At 61.5% G+C, this 18,150-nt stretch carries 22 protein-coding genes, 1 tRNA gene, 2 pseudogenes and 1 riboswitch; of the genes and pseudogenes, 15 read left to right on the forward strand and 10 right to left on the reverse strand.

What is annotated here, in order from left to right; translation table 11 throughout:
• Window positions 1-2 precede the first annotated feature (2 nt).
• Window positions 3-725 (reverse strand): lipoyl(octanoyl) transferase LipB, encoded by a 723-nt coding sequence (gene lipB / locus N7E02_RS25635; protein WP_286580528.1) that lies wholly within the window; start codon window positions 723-725, stop codon window positions 3-5.
• A gap of 188 nt (window positions 726-913) precedes the next feature.
• On the opposite strand from lipB, the gene N7E02_RS25640 reads away from it, so the two are divergent.
• Window positions 914-998, forward strand: a tRNA-Leu gene (locus N7E02_RS25640).
• 103 nt (window positions 999-1,101) lie between these two features.
• Here N7E02_RS25640 and N7E02_RS25645 read toward each other — a convergent pair.
• Window positions 1,102-1,401: a hypothetical protein gene (locus N7E02_RS25645; RefSeq protein WP_286580529.1), complete on the reverse strand. Its 300-nt coding sequence runs from the start codon at window positions 1,399-1,401 to the stop codon at window positions 1,102-1,104.
• 79 nt (window positions 1,402-1,480) lie between these two features.
• The gene (locus tag N7E02_RS25650; RefSeq protein WP_286580531.1) at window positions 1,481-2,032 is read right to left on the reverse strand and encodes an acyloxyacyl hydrolase; all 552 of its coding nucleotides are present in this window, start codon (window positions 2,030-2,032) and stop codon (window positions 1,481-1,483) included.
• 171 nt (window positions 2,033-2,203) lie between these two features.
• On the opposite strand from N7E02_RS25650, the gene N7E02_RS25655 reads away from it, so the two are divergent.
• The 10 genes and pseudogenes from N7E02_RS25655 (at window position 2,204) to fghA (ending at window position 8,693) form a co-directional block, all read left to right on the forward strand.
• Window positions 2,204-3,136: a DMT family transporter gene (locus N7E02_RS25655; protein WP_286580534.1), complete on the forward strand. Its 933-nt coding sequence runs from the start codon at window positions 2,204-2,206 to the stop codon at window positions 3,134-3,136.
• 85 nt (window positions 3,137-3,221) lie between these two features.
• Window positions 3,222-3,929 carry a hypothetical protein gene (locus tag N7E02_RS25660; RefSeq protein ID WP_286580535.1) on the forward strand — a complete coding sequence of 236 codons (708 nt, stop codon included), beginning with the start codon at window positions 3,222-3,224 and terminating at the stop codon, window positions 3,927-3,929.
• 284 nt (window positions 3,930-4,213) lie between these two features.
• Window positions 4,214-4,408, forward strand: coding sequence for a hypothetical protein (locus tag N7E02_RS29925; RefSeq protein WP_353622852.1), 195 nt, complete (start codon window positions 4,214-4,216; stop codon window positions 4,406-4,408).
• Entirely contained in the window at window positions 4,381-4,617 is a 237-nt protein-coding gene (locus N7E02_RS29930; RefSeq protein ID WP_353622930.1) for a GNAT family N-acetyltransferase, read from the forward strand. Before N7E02_RS29925 ends, N7E02_RS29930 begins: the two co-directional genes overlap by 28 nt.
• A gap of 110 nt (window positions 4,618-4,727) precedes the next feature.
• Window positions 4,728-5,854: pseudogene (locus N7E02_RS25670) on the forward strand (S-(hydroxymethyl)glutathione dehydrogenase/class III alcohol dehydrogenase).
• Window positions 5,851-6,327 (forward strand): GNAT family N-acetyltransferase, encoded by a 477-nt coding sequence (locus tag N7E02_RS25675; protein ID WP_286580537.1) that lies wholly within the window; start codon window positions 5,851-5,853, stop codon window positions 6,325-6,327. Before N7E02_RS25670 ends, N7E02_RS25675 begins: the two are co-directional and overlap by 4 nt.
• Before the next feature lie 98 nt (window positions 6,328-6,425).
• On the forward strand, window positions 6,426-6,614 hold the full coding sequence (locus N7E02_RS25680) for a YegP family protein (protein WP_286580538.1): 189 nt from the start codon (window positions 6,426-6,428) through the stop codon (window positions 6,612-6,614).
• 51 nt (window positions 6,615-6,665) lie between these two features.
• Window positions 6,666-7,112, forward strand: a complete 447-nt coding sequence (locus tag N7E02_RS25685; RefSeq protein WP_286580540.1) for a YaiI/YqxD family protein — start codon at window positions 6,666-6,668, stop codon at window positions 7,110-7,112.
• Window positions 7,113-7,138: 26 nt separating this feature from the next.
• Window positions 7,139-7,822 carry a DUF1345 domain-containing protein gene (locus N7E02_RS25690; RefSeq protein ID WP_286580544.1) on the forward strand — a complete coding sequence of 228 codons (684 nt, stop codon included), beginning with the start codon at window positions 7,139-7,141 and terminating at the stop codon, window positions 7,820-7,822.
• Between the two features lie 37 nt (window positions 7,823-7,859).
• A complete protein-coding gene (fghA, locus tag N7E02_RS25695; protein ID WP_286580546.1) occupies window positions 7,860-8,693 on the forward strand; it encodes an S-formylglutathione hydrolase in 834 nt (277 codons plus the stop codon).
• A 57-nt stretch (window positions 8,694-8,750) separates the two neighbouring features.
• Here fghA and N7E02_RS25700 read toward each other — a convergent pair whose 3' ends face one another.
• From N7E02_RS25700 to crcB, 6 genes and pseudogenes are all read right to left on the reverse strand, one after another.
• A complete protein-coding gene (locus tag N7E02_RS25700) occupies window positions 8,751-9,146 on the reverse strand; it encodes a DoxX family protein (protein WP_286580547.1) in 396 nt (131 codons plus the stop codon).
• 124 nt (window positions 9,147-9,270) lie between these two features.
• Window positions 9,271-9,771 (reverse strand): hypothetical protein, encoded by a 501-nt coding sequence (locus N7E02_RS25705; protein ID WP_286580548.1) that lies wholly within the window; start codon window positions 9,769-9,771, stop codon window positions 9,271-9,273.
• 54 nt (window positions 9,772-9,825) lie between these two features.
• Window positions 9,826-10,617 (reverse strand): ATP12 family chaperone protein, encoded by a 792-nt coding sequence (locus tag N7E02_RS25710; RefSeq protein WP_286580549.1) that lies wholly within the window; start codon window positions 10,615-10,617, stop codon window positions 9,826-9,828.
• Window positions 10,618-10,628: 11 nt separating this feature from the next.
• Window positions 10,629-11,276 (reverse strand): HAD-IA family hydrolase, encoded by a 648-nt coding sequence (locus tag N7E02_RS25715; protein WP_286580550.1) that lies wholly within the window; start codon window positions 11,274-11,276, stop codon window positions 10,629-10,631.
• Window positions 11,273-12,261: pseudogene (locus N7E02_RS25720) on the reverse strand (RluA family pseudouridine synthase). The gene N7E02_RS25715 and the pseudogene N7E02_RS25720 overlap by 4 nt, the downstream one beginning before the upstream one ends.
• A 36-nt stretch (window positions 12,262-12,297) precedes the next feature.
• Window positions 12,298-12,675, reverse strand: a complete 378-nt coding sequence (gene crcB, locus N7E02_RS25725; protein WP_286580551.1) for a fluoride efflux transporter CrcB — start codon at window positions 12,673-12,675, stop codon at window positions 12,298-12,300.
• 134 nt (window positions 12,676-12,809) lie between these two features.
• On the opposite strand from crcB, the gene N7E02_RS25730 reads away from it, so the two are divergent.
• Complete coding sequence (locus N7E02_RS25730; RefSeq protein ID WP_286580552.1) at window positions 12,810-13,088, forward strand: hypothetical protein; 279 nt, start codon at window positions 12,810-12,812, stop codon at window positions 13,086-13,088.
• Window positions 13,089-13,121: 33 nt separating this feature from the next.
• Here N7E02_RS25730 and N7E02_RS25735 read toward each other — a convergent pair whose 3' ends face one another.
• Window positions 13,122-13,349 (reverse strand): hypothetical protein, encoded by a 228-nt coding sequence (locus tag N7E02_RS25735; protein ID WP_286580553.1) that lies wholly within the window; start codon window positions 13,347-13,349, stop codon window positions 13,122-13,124.
• 53 nt (window positions 13,350-13,402) lie between these two features.
• Window positions 13,403-13,491: riboswitch (glycine riboswitch) on the forward strand.
• A gap of 200 nt (window positions 13,492-13,691) precedes the next feature.
• Here N7E02_RS25735 and gcvT point away from each other — a divergent pair.
• The 3 genes from gcvT to gcvP are packed head-to-tail and all read left to right on the forward strand — an operon-like array spanning window position 13,692 to window position 18,031.
• On the forward strand, window positions 13,692-14,786 hold the full coding sequence (gene gcvT, locus N7E02_RS25740) for a glycine cleavage system aminomethyltransferase GcvT (protein ID WP_374730747.1): 1,095 nt from the start codon (window positions 13,692-13,694) through the stop codon (window positions 14,784-14,786).
• A 21-nt stretch (window positions 14,787-14,807) separates the two neighbouring features.
• Complete coding sequence (gene gcvH, locus N7E02_RS25745; RefSeq protein WP_286580555.1) at window positions 14,808-15,170, forward strand: glycine cleavage system protein GcvH; 363 nt, start codon at window positions 14,808-14,810, stop codon at window positions 15,168-15,170.
• Window positions 15,167-18,031 carry an aminomethyl-transferring glycine dehydrogenase gene (gcvP, locus tag N7E02_RS25750; RefSeq protein ID WP_286580556.1) on the forward strand — a complete coding sequence of 955 codons (2,865 nt, stop codon included), beginning with the start codon at window positions 15,167-15,169 and terminating at the stop codon, window positions 18,029-18,031. The genes gcvH and gcvP overlap by 4 nt, the downstream gene beginning before the upstream one ends.
• Window positions 18,032-18,150 lie beyond the last annotated feature (119 nt).

Below are 18,150 nucleotides of genomic sequence, written 5' to 3' on the forward strand. Positions count from 1 at the left end.
TGTCACGCCTTTTCGACGACGGTCGGTCCGAAAATGTCCTCGAATGCCTGTCGCAGCCGCACGTCGACATCCTGCATCATCACCAGCATGCCGAGATCGACAAGGCTGGTGACGCCGTAATTGCTGATTCCGCAGGGTACGATGCCGGAGAAATGCGTGAGATCCGGATCGACATTGATCGACAGGCCGTGAAAGCTCACCCAGCGGCGCAGGCGGATGCCGAGTGCGGCGATCTTGTCCTCCGACATGCTGCCGTCGAAGAGACGCGGCTTTTCCGGCCGCTGAACCCAAACGCCGACGCGGTCCTCGCGCCGTTCGCCGCGGACATTCATCAGGTCCAGGGTGCGAATGACGAGTTCTTCCAACGCTGCCACATAGGCGCGCACGTCCTGTCTTCTGCGCTTCAAGTCCAGCATAACATAGGCCACGCGCTGGCCGGGACCGTGATAGGTATATTCGCCACCGCGCCCCGTCGCGTAGACGGGGAATCGGTTCGGCTCGATCAGGTCGGACGCATCGGCGCTCGTTCCGGCGGTATAAAGCGGCGGGTGTTCGAGCAGCCAGACGAGTTCGTCGGCGCGGCCGTCGGCAATATCGGCCACTTCCTGCTCCATCACTGCCATGGCCTCTTCATAGGGCACGGGACAGTCCGTAATGCGCCAGCGCACGGGCGGGGAGCCCGAAGCGGGCAGCATAAGGTGGTCGAGATCGGTTCTGGTCAGCATGATAGCCTTCTGGCAACAAGATCGGTGCTTGGCAAGACGCCCGCTTTTCCGGCGCTTTGTCGACTGGTTTTATATAGGGGCTGTGGGTTCCTGTTTTTATCCTTCAAAAAACTGTCACGGCACACTTGTGCAGCCCAAATCCTTTTGCTAGATGCTCCCTCGCCGACGCAAATCGGCTCTACCACGATGCGGTCGTGGCGGAATTGGTAGACGCGCAGCGTTGAGGTCGCTGTGGGGCAACCCGTGGAAGTTCGAGTCTTCTCGACCGCACCAAATAAACCCGGCTTCGGCCGGGTTTTTCTTTTCTACTAGTCGGTTGCGATCTTTTCTTCATGTCGATTGCCAGGATGTATCTGGCGGTGCGCCCGCCGTGACATCAGGCGTTGCGCGATCCTTCCACAGCCAGCGACTGGATGACGAGACGGCAATTGTCGTTGCCCTGCGGCAAAAGCGTGATGGGGTCCACCAGACCGGCACTGACGCCAAGGCCGTTGGCCAGCGCCCAGCCCCAATTGTCCTGTGCATAGCGCAGAAGCTGCGGTCCCTCGACGGAGATGCAGGCCCTGCCCGCCTCGATCAGCTCCTGCGATGGGACGCCTTGAAGGCGCTGCGTCATCTCGGCCTGAAGCGGCGTGACAACAAAGATGGCGAATAGATAGCTGATGAATTCCGACACCATGATCTCCTGTGTTCCGACAGGCAGATAGGTGCGGTGGTATCGCCGCACCAGAGGCGCGCGGGCGTATGGATGAGATTTAGAATTTCACGCCGAGCGCCAGTCCGGCATGGGTGAGACCGTCATTCGGTCCGTCGCAGATATTGGCATGGGAGGAATGGTCGGCGCTCGCGACCAGATTGACCCTGTCGGTGATGTGCATGCCGAGCGCCACCTGCTCGCGGAACAGCAGCCGGCAGCCGAGGCGCGGGCCGTCGCCGCCGTCGAGATTGCCGTTATGGACCGTGCCGCCGAACCCCGCTTCGGCAAAGAACGTTTCGCCCAACGGCAGATGCCAGTTCAGCCCGGCATAGACCTGATCGGTCGCGTCAGCGCCGCCAGAGACGCCGAGTTCGATGCGGGGCTGCGTGAGAACGCCTGCCAGTCCCGTCTCAGACGATCCGAACGGTGCGAAATAAAGTTCCAGCGATCCGACCGCCCCCTTGTCCTTCGAGCCGTCTCCCTCGATGACGCCGCCGGCCCCAAAACGAACCTCGTCGACGATCTCTCCGGCCGTGGCGAATGGGGATTGGCAAAGGGCAATCCCCAGGGCCATGGTCAGAGACCGTGCTAGCGGCAAGATGAACGTCATCGAAATCCCCTCGAATCAATAGGGAAACTGTCGGCGCAAAACCGGGGCGTGTACAGTCGAGAATATGCCACTGGCCCTGTGCGAGGCTTGCTTGACGGTTCCTGTTGCCGCTCGGCTTGAACCGGTCGGTCGCCTGTGATTGAAGGAATCGAGCCTCAAAGAGTGACGCCGATGCCCGATTCTTCCCCGCAGAACCCGATCAAGGGCATGGCGATCATGGCCGGCTGCATGGTCGTGCTGCCGATGATGGACGCGATCGCCAAATACATGGCGACCTTCGAGACCATGTCGCCCGGCCAGGTGACCTTCTATCGATTCTTCTTCCAGTTCCTGGCGCTTCTTCCCATCGCCTTCTTCGTGCCGGGCGCATTGCGCGGCGGCAAGCGGCCCTTCATGAACCTCCTGCGCGGCGCGCTGCATGCGGCGGCAAGCCTGATGTTCTTCATGGCGGTCAAATACATGCCGCTGGCGGATGTCTTCGCCATCTATTTCGTCGAACCCTTCATGCTGACAATGATGTCGGCGCTGTTCCTCGGCGAAAAAGTCGGCTGGCGAAGGTGGCTCGCAATCGTCATCGGCTTCGGCGGCGCGATGATTGTCATCCAGCCGAGCTATGCGATCTTCGGCTGGACGGCACTTCTGCCCGTCGTCTGCGCCTTTCTCTACACGCTCTACCTCTTCCTCAATCGTGCGATCGGCGACGCCGATCTGCCGCTCACCATGCAGTTCGTCGCCGGTGTCGGCGGCACGCTGTTCATGACGGTGGGACTGCTGCTCGGCCATTTCGTCTATCCGGTCGAGTTCGAAGCCTCCCTGCCCTCGTCGTCCATGGGCCTGCTGCTCCTTGTCATCCTCGGCAGCATATCCGGCTACGTCCATCTTCTGGTCGTGCGCGCCTTCCGCATGGCGCCGTTGTCGCTGCTCGCACCCTTCCAGTATTTCGAGATCATCTCGGCGACGGTGCTGGGCTATCTTCTGTTTGCCGATTTTCCAACCCTGTCGAAATGGCTCGGCATAGCCATCATCGTCGCATCCGGCCTGTTCATCATCTGGCGCGAGCGTGCCAGGGTGAAACAGCTGGCAGCCGAACCGCCGGTTGGCTAGGAGGCGTTAACCGCGCTCCTTTGCTTGCCCTCAACTTCTGCCCCTTATGGCCCATATCCAGTTTCATGATGAAACGGAGAGACAGATGGGCGGTATCCGCTTTTCTTTTCCGGCATGCGTCATCGCCGGAAAGGGCCGCATCGACAGGCATGATTTCCTGATCCTGCGCAAATACACATTTGCGGAGGGGGTGACGACCTATGACGACGCCCTGCTGATGCTGGCGCTCAACGAGATGTGCCCGGAGCGCTGCGAGGAGTGGCCTGTCTATTTCATCGAGACCCTGAGCGACTTCATTGTCGATGGCATCTCCCCGCATGGCAGCATCGATGCGCTGAAATCCGCATGGCTGATCCAGACACTGGCGCTTGACGGTGCGATCGAGGATCCGCTGCATCTCGAATTCCTGCTGCACGCCATGGAGCGTGCCGTTTCCTGTCCTGAAATACTGTCCGCCTTCGCGCTGGATCAATTGCGCCTTGCGCTCTGTGACACGCCGGTCAGCGCCTATCGCAATGGTCGTCCTTATCGCGACGGCATTGCAGGCCATGACATCGCCTATGTCTGGCGGATTCTGAGAGGTGCCGTTGACGACGGGCGCCTGTCGCTGTCTCCACTGGAGGCCTCGATCCTGCAGATGATCAACGGTCTTGTGGAAGGCCGCGACAACCATCCCGGCTGGGCAGACGTCATGGAACATGTCACCGGAGGGCGGGGAGCGGCGAGGTTGCGCCGACGCCCCTGGTTCCGTATGCCCGAGCCTGCGCCGTCGCACCATCCGCAATTCGTCTGAGTAAGCTATTTTCGCGGACAGGAACCTTTCGTCGGATCGATTGACATCATCCGCGTGACGCGGTCCAAAGGCTGCATGAAAACCTCGAATCCCACGCTTCCCTTCGGCTATTCCCCGATCCCTGCGGGCAAGCTCGCCAACATGGTCACCTGCCTTGAAATGCATGGCCGCCCCCGGCGCGTCCGCAGCCGCCGGAAACCGGGCTGAGGGTCGAGCGCTGGGCCGAGCCATCGCTGGACGATTATCGCGATCTCTACCGGCGCGTCGGCGAGGAGTGGCTTTGGGTGTCCCGCCTCATCATGCCGGACGAGGAGTTGCGGGCGATCATTGGGGACCCGTTGGTCGAAGTTTATGTGCTGACTGACGGCGCGCGTCGTCTCGGACTTCTCGAACTCGATTTTCGCGAAGAGGAGAGTGCGAGATCGCCTTCTTCGGTATCGTCGCGGAAGCGATCGGCCAGGGCTCCGGCCGCGTGCTGATGAACGCTGCGATCGAACACGCGTGGTCGAGGCCGATCGCCCGCTTCTGGGTTCATACCTGCAATTTTGACCACCCCGCCGCCCTCGCCTTCTATCAGCGCTCCGGCTTCAGGCCCTATGCCTTCATGGTCGAGGTCTGCGATGACCCCCGCCTCGATGGGCGCATGCCGCGCGAGGCTGCTCCGCATGTGCCGCTGATCGAAGCGTGATCGGCTGACGTCTTTTTGCGGCATAACACGTCCGGTTCCGGCTTGAGCTGATCCGCCGGACCGTGCAAAAGTCCGCGCAGATTCTAATTGATTGATAATGGAGAGACACGATGGATGTCCGCGCCGCAGTCGCCGTACAGGCAGGCAAGCCCTTGGAAGTGATGACGGTCCAGCTTGACGGCCCGCGTGCCGGCGAGGTGCTGATCGAGGTCAAGGCGACCGGCATCTGCCACACCGACGACTTCACGCTGTCGGGTGCCGATCCGGAAGGCCTCTTTCCGGCCATCCTCGGCCATGAGGGGGCAGGCATCGTCGTCGATGTCGGCCCGGGCGTCACCTCGGTGAAGAAGGGCGACCACGTCATCCCGCTCTACACGCCGGAATGCCGCGAATGCTATTCCTGCACCTCGCGCAAGACCAATCTCTGCACCTCCATCCGTGCGACCCAGGGCCAGGAGTCATGCCTGATGGCACGAGCCGGTTTTCGATCGGCAAGGACAAGATCCACCATTACATGGGCTGCTCGACCTTCGCCAACTACACGGTGCTGCCGGAGATCGCGGTCGCCAAGGTCAATCCGGACGCACCCTTCGACAAGATCTGCTATATCGGTTGCGGTGTAACCACCGGCATCGGTGCCGTCATCAACACGGCCAAGGTCGAGATCGGTTCGACGGCGATCGTCTTCGGCCTCGGCGGCATCGGCCTCAACGTGCTGCAGGGGCTTCGACTGGCCGGCGCCGACATGATCATCGGCGTCGACATCAATCCTGACCGCAAAGCCTGGGGCGAAAAGTTCGGCATGACCCATTTCGTCAATCCGAAGGAGGTCGGCGACGACATCGTGCCTTATCTCGTCAACATGACGAAGCGCGGCAACGACCTGATCGGCGGTGCCGACTACACGTTCGACTGCACCGGCAATACCAAGGTGATGCGCCAGGCGCTGGAAAGCTCCCATCGCGGCTGGGGCAAGTCGGTGATCATCGGGGTCGCCGGCGCTGGCCAGGAGATCTCGACGCGTCCGTTCCAGCTGGTCACCGGCCGCAACTGGATGGGCACGGCCTTCGGCGGCGCGCGTGGCCGCACCGACGTGCCGAAGATCGTCGACTGGTACATGGAAGGCAAGATCCAGATCGACCCGATGATCACCCACACCATGCCGCTCGACGACATCAACAAGGGTTTCGAGCTGATGCATTCGGGCGAAAGCATCCGCGGCGTGGTGGTCTATTGAGTATCGACCCTTCAACGCCGGCGACGGAATACACGGTCGATGTGCGGAGGCTCGACGAGTTTTCCGCACGCGACCTCTATGCCATGCTGAAAATGCGTGTCGACGTCTTCGTGGTCGAGCAGATCTGTGCCTATCCCGAACTCGACGGAAATGATCCCGATTGCCTGCATCTACGGCTTCTCGACGGTGACGATCTTCTGGCCTGCGCCCGCCTCTGGCGGCCGACGCCCGACGTTCTTCCCCGCATTGGCCGCGTGGCGGTATCGCCGGACCATCGCGGAAAGCGTCTCGGCGAGGCATTGATGCGAGAGGCGATCGCCGAATGCGCAAAAATCTATCCGGGCGAAGAGATCGAGATCTCCGCCCAGGCGCATCTGCAGAAATTCTACGGCTCGCTCGGTTTCCAGCCAACGTCGGAAGAGTATCTCGAAGACGGCATTCCCCATGTGGACATGGTGAGGCGGGCCGGCTGATACATCAACCGATGGCCGCGAATGTGGCCAACGGCTCGCTTGCCATTCGACATGCTCGATCTATCTTCGCCAATGGGAAGCTAAGAAAGGAAAAGAGCATGTATAAGTTCGAAGTCTACAAGGACAAGGCAGGCGAATTCCGGTTCCGGTTCAAGGCCAATAACGGCCAGAGCATGTTCTCGTCCGAAGGCTATACCGCCAAGGCCTCTGCCATGGCCGCGATCGAATCCATCAAGAAGAATGCCCCCGGCGCAAATGTCGACGACCAGACGACGGCAACGGTTTGATGTGCTAATTCGCCTTCCTGTGAACTCTAAACCGCAAGAAGGCGAATACCGTTGATCTATGTCGATGCCGATGCCTGCCCGGTAAAGCCGGAAATCCTCAAGGTCGCGGAGCGCCACGGCCTCGAAGTGACGCTTGTCGCCAATTCCGGCCTTCGCCCCTCGCGTGATCCGATGGTGAAGAACGTCATCGTGTCGGGCGCCTTCGACGCGGCCGACGACTGGATTGCCGAGCGTGCCGGCGCCGGCGACATCGTGGTGACTGCCGACGTGCCGCTTGCCGGGCGCTGCGTGGCCGCAGGTGCATTCGTCACCGGACCGACCGGTCGTGTCTTCGACCAGGCCAATATCGGCATGGCGACGGCCATGCGCGATCTCGGCCAGCATCTGCGCGAGACCGGTGAAAGCAAGGGCTACAATGCGGCCTTCTCGGCCAAGGACCGGTCTTCCTTCCTCGAAACCCTGGACCGGCTTTGCCGCCGGGCGAAATCAGGCGGATAGGACTTCGCACGGTTGGGAGGCCGTCGATGGCGACACACGATCACGGCGGTAAGACTTCACATCGAACGGCAGGCTGGCGCTATCACCGCCACGGGCCATTCTTCATGGCAGCAATCGTAGCCGTGATCGCCCTGCCCTTTTTGCTCTGGCTAGTACCGGACCTCGCGGCAGCACTGACGGCTATCCTCTTCTTCGTCGTCTATCTGGGCCTCATGGCGCTCAGGATTCCTAATCTTGACGCCGATCGACTTGAGGCGAGCGGGCAGAATACCGACGAGCCCGCGCCGATCATCCTGGCCGTCACTCTATTGGCTGCGGTTGTGGCGCTGGTGACCCTGTTCGAAGCCCTGAACGACAAACAGACGAGCGGCGTGCTGGATGTCGCGGTCGGCTTTGCGGCTGTGATCCTCGGATGGTTCTCTATCCATATGATGTTCTCTGTCCATTACGCGCATCTTTACTGGCGTCCCGGTGAGAAGGATGATGGTGTCTCGCTCGGCGGGCTCGATTTTCCCGGCACCGACCGGCCGGGCGGCTGGGACTTTCTTTATTTCGGCTACGTGATCGGCATGACGGCGCAGACATCGGATGTCGGGATCACCGCGACCGATATGCGTAGAATAAACCTGCTGCATTCCGTCGTGTCTTTCTTTTTCAACACGGTACTGGTAGCCGCTGCAGTCAATGCGGTCGTCTCGCTGGCGACCTGACCTCAATCAAGCCGCAAGCCCGAAAGGACCGATCGCCATGAAGATCCTCTCCCAGAACACCGCATTCGGCGGCATGCAGGGCGTCTTTGCCCACGATTCGGATGCCTGCAAATGCGAGATGACCTTCGCCGTCTTCGTGCCGCCGCAGGCGATCAGCGAACCGCGTCCGGTCCTCTGGTATCTGTCCGGCCTCACCTGCACCCATGCCAATGTCATGGAAAAGGGCGAGTATCGCCGGATGGCCTCCGAGCTCGGCCTGATCATCGTGTGCCCCGACACGAGCCCGCGCGGCAATGACGTGCCGGACGAACTGACCAACTGGCAGATGGGCAAGGGCGCGGGGTTCTATCTCGATGCGACCGAAAAGCCCTGGGCCGAGAATTACCACATGTATACCTACATCACCGAGGAACTGCCGAAGCTTGTCGGCGAACAGTTCCGCGTGGACATGAGCCGCCAGGGCATTTTCGGCCATTCGATGGGCGGCCACGGCGCCATGACGATCGCGCTGAAACACCCCGACCGCTTCAAGAGCTGCTCGGCCTTCGCCCCGATCGTCGAACCGTCGACGGCCGACTGGTCCGCGCCTGCGCTCGAAAAATATCTCGGCGCCGATCAGGCCGCGTGGCGGCAGTATGATGCCTGTGCGCTGGTGGAAGATGGCGCCCGCTTCCCCGAATTCCTCATCGACCAGGGCAAGGCCGACAGTTTCCTAGAAAACGGACTGCGGCCCTGGCTTTTCGAAGAAGCGGTGAAGGGCACCGATATCGGTCTGACGCTTCGGATGCACGAGCGCTACGACCATTCCTATTATTTCATCTCCACCTTCATGGACGATCATTTGCGCTGGCATGCCGAGCGGCTTGGCTGATCGCTGACGCGGAGAACCCGCCGGCGGATTGGCCGCCGGCCGGGCATTCGGAATGCTTCAGATCTTGCTGCGGTTATCGACCGAGAAGGCGCCCGCCCCTGCAAAAACCAGGTAGAGGAAGATGAAGCAGAACAGGATGGCGGGCTCGCCGCCATTCGGTGCCGGCCAGAAGCCGCGCGGCGCATGCGCCATGAAATAGGCAACCGCCATCTGGCCCGACAGGATGAAGGCCACCGGACGTGTCAGGAAACCTATCGTGATCAGGATGCCGCCGACGAATTCCAGAAGAGCTGCAAAAAGGATAAGCGGCGGTAGACTTCCGCCCTCGCCCTGCGGCACTGGAAAGGCGAACAGCTTCATCGTGCCATGCTCGATGAACAGCAGGCCAGTCATAATTCTCAGGGCCGCGAGACCTTGGTCCCTATAAGCGGCCAGACGATCGAAGAAACCCATTTAGCTCTCCCGGGTTGCAATGCGCTCCAGCGATAAACTTGAGTTGGATTCGCCAGAAATCACATTTATGGCACCGATCGCTGATATGCGATATAGCGGTGTCTGTCGCGACCGATCAGCGTGGCTAGTGTCGCTGATTTTCCGAAAGTGCGGTCAGCACGGCGCTGCGTCTCGGATCCTTGAGGTGGAATTCCGAAGCGATCCGGTCGGCGATCTTTCCCGCCAGCACTCTGTCGGCGCCCTCCTCGCCGAAGCGCAGGACGGACATGTCGAACGATCCCTCGGCGATAGGCTCCCCGGCCCCGACCGAAATGGCCTTGACGGTAACGGCTGCGGAATAGCGCGTGCCGAGAAGTGCCGGCACGCGCTTTGCCTCGCCGATCTTCACGGTCAATATCGCGCGCGGGAGCATGAAGGAACGCGTGGTTGCCTGGATGGAGGCATCAACGAGACTATCGGTCCAGGCGATGAGTTCCGGCGGCACATCCGCCTGGGCGGTGACGAAGGCGCCACGCACGTCATAGAGCATCCGCTCCGCCGCATCCTCTTTCTCGGGCATGCGGAAACCCGTCAGCAGGACAAGGGCCAACGAAACTGCTGCGATACGCGATGAGAAAAACAACATGCAGGCATCCGGAACAACGGGCCTGCATGTTGCGGTCTTAGGGTTAGGGAAGGCTTAAGCGGCGGGCCTCAGGGCATGAAAAACAGCGGTCGCCGCCTGCAATTCATCCTGGCGCTGCTGGCGTCGATGCTGGGCCTCGGCATCCGTGCCCCAATGCTCGATCGTCCAGTCTTCGTCCAGATGGGCGAGCTGCCAGACCTCGTCGGCGGCGAGACGGCCATCGGCAAAGGCAAGTGCCAGGATTGCCGAGCCGGTCAGTGTTGTCACCGTGTGGAGAACGGCAAGCTCGATCGGCGTATCGTATTTCCGGAGCGCCGAGGAGAACGCTGCGGTTGCCTCCCGCGGCTGCTCCTTCGGCATCACGCCCTCGATCAGTTCGAAGCGCGCGCCATGCTGCTCGGAAACCCAATCGAGGATCGGGTCCCATTGTTGCTGCTGACGGAGCACGAGGTTTTCCGGATTTTCCGCGCGATAGCAGAGCATGTCGCTGGAAGAGAAGCGAAGGATGTCCTCGAACACGGCCTGCGGCTCGGTGGCGACGCCGTCGATTGCCGTGTTGATGAGCCGCGTGATCGGCATGGTGCGCGGATCGATCACCTCGACCTGGTTCGCCCATTCGTCACGCAGCAGTTCGGCAAGGCGCGACGTCGGCACGGCAAGCGCATTCTTGGCCGGCGTCTTCACCGGGCGGCCATCGAGATGCACGGCCTGACCTTCTTCGCCCTCGACGACCGAGACCTCGGTGTAGAAACGCTTCGGCAGCGGCTTCTGCATCTGGATCTGCGCGCGGCGCGTCGGGTCGGGGTGGCTCATCGCCTCGGACGGATCGGGAAACAGTTCACGCATGCTTTTATTCCTCAGCCGATATGGGCCAGTATCTCGCTCGGATGATTAACGATGACGTCGGCACCGGCGGCTTTCAGCTCTTCGACCGAGGCATAGCCCCAGGAGACGCCGATCGCGGTGGCGCCTGCCGCCTTTGCCATCTGCATATCGTAGACGGCGTCTCCGATGACAAGAGTATCGGCCGCCTGCATGCCGGTCTCGTCGCAGCATTCCGTCACCATGGCCGGATGCGGCTTGGACGGGCAGTCGTCGGCGGTGCGCGAGGCGATGAACTTGAAGCCGTGGGTCTGCTTGACGCTATCCAGGCCGCGGCGAGACTTGCCCGTCACGGCACCGAGAAGGATCTCGTCGCGCGCCTCAAGCGTGTCCATCAGTTCGCGAATGCCGTCGAACAGCGGTTCGCGATAATCGAGATCGGCGCGGACCACAGAAAACAGCGATTTGTAATAGGCCATCATCTCGACCGCCTCGTCATCGACATGCTGCTTGCCCTGCATGCGAGCGATCGCGATGTCGAGCGTCAGGCCGATGATCGCCTTCGTGTCCTCGAAACTCGGCTCAGGCTTGCCGAAATGGACGAAGGTGCGCCGCATGGTCTCGTGGATCAGGCCGGCGCTGTCGACCAACGTGCCGTCGCAATCGAATAGAACAAGCTTCATTCGTCGTCGTCCCTTGCGCCGTTTTCCATGTCGAAACCGAGAAGGTTCCAGCTCTGCACCATGTGCGGCGGCAGCGGCGCCGTCACCTTCAGGCGACCGCCCGACGGATGCGGGATGTCGATATGGCGGGCATGCAGATGCAGCTTCTTCTGGATGCCGCCCGGGAACGGCCAGTTGATGTCATCGTCGAAATATTTCGGATCGCCGATGATCGGATGACCGATCGAGAGTGCGTGGACGCGAAGCTGGTGGGTACGGCCCGTATAGGGTTCCATCTCCAGCCATGCGAGCGCCTGGGCTGCGGTTTCCAGCACGCGGTAATAGGAGATGGCGTGATCTGCCCCTCCTCGCCATGCTTGGCGATCCGCATCCGGTCACCGTCCGGTGTCTGCTCCTTGACGAGCCATGAGGAAAGCTTGTCCTCACGCTTGCGCGGCACGCCTTTGACCAGCGACCAGTAGGTCTTCTTGGTATCGCGTTCGCGGAAAGCGGCGGTCAGCTTCTGTGCCGCGCCGCGGGTACGGGCGATGACGAGCACGCCTGACGTATCGCGGTCGAGGCGATGCACGAGGCGCGGCTTCTCGCCCTTCTGGTTGATCCAGGATTCGAGCATCTGGTCGATATGGCGGGTCACGCCGGAACCACCCTGCACGGCAAGGCCTGCGGGCTTGTTGAGCACGATCACCTTGTCGTCCTCATGCAGGACCATGCGCTGCAGAAGCTCGTAGTCACCGCCATGCTTCAAATCCTTGCCGGCGATCGGTCCCTTCTTGATGTCGGTATCGATCGGCGGCACCCGCACCATCTGTCCAGGCTGGATGCGCGTATCCGTCTTCACGCGGCCGCCATCGACGCGTACCTGTCCGGACCGGAGAAGTTTTTGCAGCGGGCCGAAGCCAAGACCGGGGTAATGGATCTTGAACCAGCGGTCGAGGCGCATGCCTGCCTCGTCCGCCTCGACGGCGATATGCTCGATGCCTGCCATCAAAGCTCTTTCTTATATCTCTGTGATGGCCGGTCTTTAGAGCATTGCCCGCCCGAGCGCCAGCCCGCCGAAAACGGCAATCAGTGAGATGATGATGCTGGCGGCAATATAGAGCCCGGCCTCCATGGCCGCCCCGCGCTCGAACAATGCCAATGCATCCAGCGAGAAGGCCGAAAACGTCGTGAAACCGCCGAGAAAGCCTGTCACCAGCAGGAGACGCATTTCCGGCGAAGCGTTCAGCCGCCGTGCGATGACTTCCGTGAGAAGGCCGATGGCGAAGCAGCCGACGATGTTCACCGTCAATGTTCCCCATGGGAAAGCCGGTCCGAAGCGGCGCAGCGTCCATGCACCAACGAGGTATCGGCAGACCGATCCCACCGCTCCGCCGAAAGCAACGATCAGCATATTCATCATCTATTCAACTCGTTGGTGTGGGAAATCTTGATAATCCGGCGAAAAACGCCATCTCGTTAAAATGCGCCGGTTTTGCTTAAATTCCGGACAAGAAGGCCGACCTTAAATCTGTAAGATCGAAGGTAGAGAAGCCGATGACCCAGATAGTAGCCATATCCGCCAACACGGCGGCGATGAATATCGAAGCGCTCCGCACGCCGCGCCGTATCTCGGTGAAGGACCAGGTGCAGGATGTCAAGGCGGACGCGGAGAAGAACGCCAAGCGTGCCGAGAACGTAAGTGACCCCCTTGCGCTGGACGCCATGGTGCCGGCCGTCACGATCGGGCTCGAACTGATGACCGCGGGACGGCAGCCGCAACAGCACATTCCTGTCCGCCAGGTCGAGGCCGCCTATCGCGATCTGGAAGACTGAAATCCTCTCTTCGACTGGAACGTCTTTCCGGGATCAGATCCGGAGCACGGCACCGCCCAGTTGCTTCAGGATTGCTTGTCGTCGCCGTCGGTCACCCAGCAGGTCGTAAGCTTCCTCACCGCTCTCGATCGGCCGGCATACGGTCATCTCCATCTGCACCTTACCGGGTGAGAGATGCCGGAGCGCCCAGTCCAAGGCGCCGAGATAGGCGTACCAGCTCCGAACCCGAACAACTCGCCGCCGTTCTGCAACGGAAATCATGTTGGCCGCGACATTCTGCCCTTGCCAAAGCGACCGCTCCAACGATAATGAGCCGCAGACCCGTTGGGAGAAGCCGCTTCGATGCGGTGCCGAAGGAGCAACCGCCCCGGAAACTCTCAGGCAAAAGGACCACGGGAAGACTGCAGGAACTCTGGAGAGAAGCTTTCCGCAAGGGGCTCGCCGAAGGGATAACAATCTCAGGCGACAAGGACAGAGGGGCTCGAAACGGCGCGGAAACGCGCCAGATATTGAGCCGGCGTGCGACCTGGTATCCGGGCCCGCCAAACCTGGAGGCGTCTTTTGGACGATCAATCGGTTCTTCACACGACCCCGCTGCACGCAATGCATCTCTCGCTCGGCGCGAAAATGGTGCCTTTCGCCGGCTATGACATGCCGGTGCAATATCCGCTCGGCGTGATGAAGGAGCATCTTCACACCCGCACCGCCGCAGGCCTGTTCGACGTCTCCCACATGGGCCAGGTGATCGTGAAGGCGAAGTCCGGTTCCTACGAGGACGCGGCACTCGCACTGGAAAAGCTCGTCCCCGTCGATATTCTCGGCCTGAAGGAAGGCCGCCAGCGCTACGGCTTCTTCACCGACGAAAACGGCGGCATCCTCGACGACCTGATGATCACCAATCGCGGCGACCATCTGCTGGTCGTCGTTAACGCCGCCTGCAAGGATCAGGACGTCGCCCATATGAAGGCGAACATGCCGGATTGCGACGTCACCCTTCTCGACGATCGCGCTCTCGTTGCGCTTCAAGGTCCCCGCGCGCAGGCGGTGCTGGCCGAACTCTGGGCCGGCGTTTCGGGCATGAAGTTCATGGATGTGCGCGCAGTGCCGCTGCATGACGTGCCCTGCATCATCTCCCGCTCGGGCTATTCCGGCGAGGACGGTTTCGAGATCTCCATTCCCGCCGACAAGGCAGAGGAAATCGCCAGGGCGCTGCTCGGCCATCCCGATTGCGAGGCGATCGGTCTCGGCGCGCGCGACAGCCTGCGCCTCGAAGCCGGCCTGTGTCTCTACGGAAATGATATCGACACCACGACCTCGCCGATCGAGGCTTCGCTTGAATGGGCAATCCAGAAGGCGCGCAAGGCCGGCGGTGATCGCGAGGGCGGTTTTCCGGGCGCCGAGCGCATTCTCGGTGAACTGGCAAACGGCACCACCCGCCGACGTGTCGGCCTGAAGCCGGAAGGCAAGGCACCGGTGCGTTCGCACGCCAAACTCTATGCGGATGCCGAGGGCAATACGGAACTCGGCGAAGTCACCTCCGGCACCTTTGGCCCGTCGGTCGAAGGACCGGTTGCGATGGGTTATCTGCCCGTCAGCCATTCTGCCGCCGGCACCACTGTTTATGCAGAGGTGCGCGGCAAGTACCTGCCGATGACCGTCGCCGCCCTGCCCTTCATCACGCCCACCTACAAACGCTAAAAACCCTCCGGAGAGAACAAGATGCTGAAATTTACCGCTGAACACGAATGGCTGAAGCTTGAAGGCGATGTCGCCACCGTCGGCATCACTGCGCACGCCGCCGAGCAGCTCGGCGACCTCGTCTTTGTCGAACTGCCGGAAGTCGGCTCTGAGCTTACCAAGGACGGCAATGCCGCGACCGTCGAGAGCGTCAAGGCCGCCTCCGACGTCTATGCGCCGCTCGACGGCGAAGTGACCGAGGTCAATCAGGCAATCGTCGACGACCCGTCGCTCGTCAATTCCGATCCGCAGGGCGCCGCCTGGTTCTTCAAGCTGAAGCTGAAGAATGTTGCCGACGCTGACGCCCTGATGGACGAAGCAGCCTACAAGGACCTGATCGGATGAACGACAGCACCGACTTCCATTTTACCGACTACAATCCGTATGACTTCGCCAACCGGCGTCATATCGGCCCCTCGCCGACTGAGATGGCCGACATGCTCAAGGTCATCGGCTACAAGTCGCTCGATGCCCTGATCGACGCCACGGTGCCCTCCTCCATCCGCCAGCAGAACCCGCTGGCCTGGGGTGCGGCATTGACCGAACGCGAAGCGCTCGACAAGCTGCGCGAGACGGCCAACAAGAACCAGGTCCTGACCTCGCTGATCGGCCAGGGCTATTACGGCACTGTCACGCCGCCGGTCATCCAGCGCAACATCCTGGAAAACCCGGCCTGGTACACGGCCTACACGCCCTACCAGCCGGAAATCAGCCAGGGCCGCCTCGAGGCGCTCCTGAACTTCCAGACGATGATTTCCGATCTGACCGGCCTCGATGTTGCCAATGCCTCGCTGCTCGACGAAGCGACCGCCGCCGCCGAAGCCATGGCGCTCTGCCAGCGTCAGGCGAAGACCAAGGCGACCGCCTTCTTCGTCGACAAGGCCTGCCATCCGCAGACGATAGCGTTGATCGAAACCCGCGCTGCGCCGCTCGGCTGGACTGTCGTCATCGGCGATCCGATGACCGATCTCGATCCGGTCGACGTCTTCGGTGCGATCTTCCAGTATCCGGGCACCAACGGCGAAGTCCGTGACTTTACCGGCCTGATCTCCCGCCTGCACCAGACTGGTGCGGTTGCGGCCGTCGCCGCCGACCTTCTGGCGCTGACGCTTCTGAAATCCCCGGGTGAAATGGGTGCCGATATCGCCATCGGTTCCTCGCAGCGCTTCGGCGTTCCGGTCGGGTATGGTGGCCCGCATGCCGCCTATATGGCCGTCAAGGATGCGCATAAGCGCGCCATGCCCGGCCGTCTGGTCGGCGTTTCGGTCGATGCCCGCGGCAACCGCGCCTATCGCCTGTCGCTGCAGACCCGCGAACAGCACATCCGCCGCGAAAAGGCGACGTCGAACATCTGCACCGCGCAGGTCCTGCTCGCCGTCATGGCCTCCATGTACGGCGTCTTTCACGGCCCCCAGGGCCTGAAGGCGATCGCCCAGGCCGTGCACAAGAAGGCCGTGCTGATGGCCAAGGGCCTGGAAAAGCTCGGCTTCACTATCGAGCCGGACACGTTCTTCGACACGATCACCGTCGATGTCGGCCATATGCAGGGCCTCGTCCTGCGCGCAGCCGTCGCGGAAGGCGTCAACCTGCGCAAGGTCGGCGAGACCAAGATCGGCATGTCGCTCGACGAGCGCACCCGCCCGGCAACGCTGGAAGCCGTCTGGCGCGCTTTTGGCGGCGACTTCAAGGTCTCGGACTTCGAGGTCGAGTATCGCCTGCCGAACGCGCTTCTCAGAAAATCGGATTACATGACCCATCCGATCTTCCACATGAACCGCGCCGAAAGCGAGATGACCCGCTACATCCGCCGTCTGTCGGACCGCGACCTCGCGCTCGACCGGGCGATGATCCCGCTCGGCTCCTGCACGATGAAGCTCAACGCCACCGCGGAAATGCTGCCTATCACCTGGCCGGAATTTTCGGATATCCATCCGTTCGTTCCGCAGGATCAGGCTCTGGGCTACAAGGAAATGATCGACGACCTGTCGGCGAAACTCTGCCAGGTCACCGGTTACGACGCTTTCTCCATGCAGCCGAATTCGGGTGCTCAAGGGGAATATGCGGGCCTGCTCACCATCCGCAACTACCACATTGCCAATGGCGACACGCATCGCGACGTTTGCCTCATCCCGACCTCCGCGCATGGCACCAACCCGGCCTCGGCCCAGATGGTCGGCATGAAGGTCGTGGTGGTGAAGGTGCGTGAAAACGGCGATATCGACCTCGACGATTTCCGCGCAAAGGCCGAACAGCATGCGGCGAACCTCTCCTGCTGCATGATCACCTACCCTTCCACGCACGGCGTGTTCGAGGAGACGGTGAAGGAGATCTGCGACATCACCCACAAGCATGGTGGCCAGGTCTATCTCGACGGCGCCAACATGAATGCCATGGTCGGCTTGTCGCGCCCCGGTGACATTGGCTCGGACGTGTCGCACTTGAACCTGCACAAGACCTTCTGCATCCCGCATGGTGGCGGCGGTCCCGGCATGGGCCCGATCGGCGTCAAGGCGCATCTGGCCGCTCACCTGCCCGGTCATCCCCAGTGGGACGGTCGTGAAGGTGCAGTGTCTGCTGCCCCGTTCGGTTCGCCGTCGATCCTGCCGATCTCCTGGTCCTACTGCCTGATGATGGGCGGCGAAGGCCTGACGCAGGCCACAAAGGTGGCGATATTCAACGCCAACTACATCGCGGCCCGCCTGAAGGGCGCTTACGACGTGCTCTACAAGTCGGAAGCCGGCCGTGTGGCGCATGAATGCATCATCGACACACGTCCGCTCAACGCCTCTGCCGGCGTCACGGTCGACGATGTGGCCAAGCGCCTGATCGACTGCGGTTTCCACGCCCCGACAATGAGTTGGCCGGTTGCCGGCACTCTCATGGTCGAGCCGACGGAATCGGAAACCAAGGCCGAGCTCGACCGCTTCTGCGAGGCGATGCTGGCGATCCGCGAGGAGGCCCGCGCCATCGAGGACGGCCGGATGGACAAGACCAACAACCCGCTGAAGAATGCGCCGCATACGGTGGAAGACCTCGTCGGTGAATGGGATCGTCCCTACAGCCGCGAACAGGCCTGCTACCCGCCGGGTGCGTTCCGAGTGGACAAATACTGGTCGCCGGTCAACCGCGTCGACAACGTCTATGGCGACCGCAATCTGATTTGCTCCTGCCCGCCGCTGGAAGATTACGCGGAAGCGGCTGAGTAAGCATTGCAGTCATCAGATCCGATGCTTGAAAGGCCCGCCTCGCGCGGGCCTTTCAATATTCTCGACCTGCCCTTGTCTCGGCGCAATTCTTCGCTATTTTAGGTTTTATCGAACTTTGC

Origin of the sequence: Terrirhizobium terrae, assembly GCF_030323265.1 — a bacterium.
Classification (GTDB): domain Bacteria; phylum Pseudomonadota; class Alphaproteobacteria; order Rhizobiales; family Rhizobiaceae; genus Neorhizobium.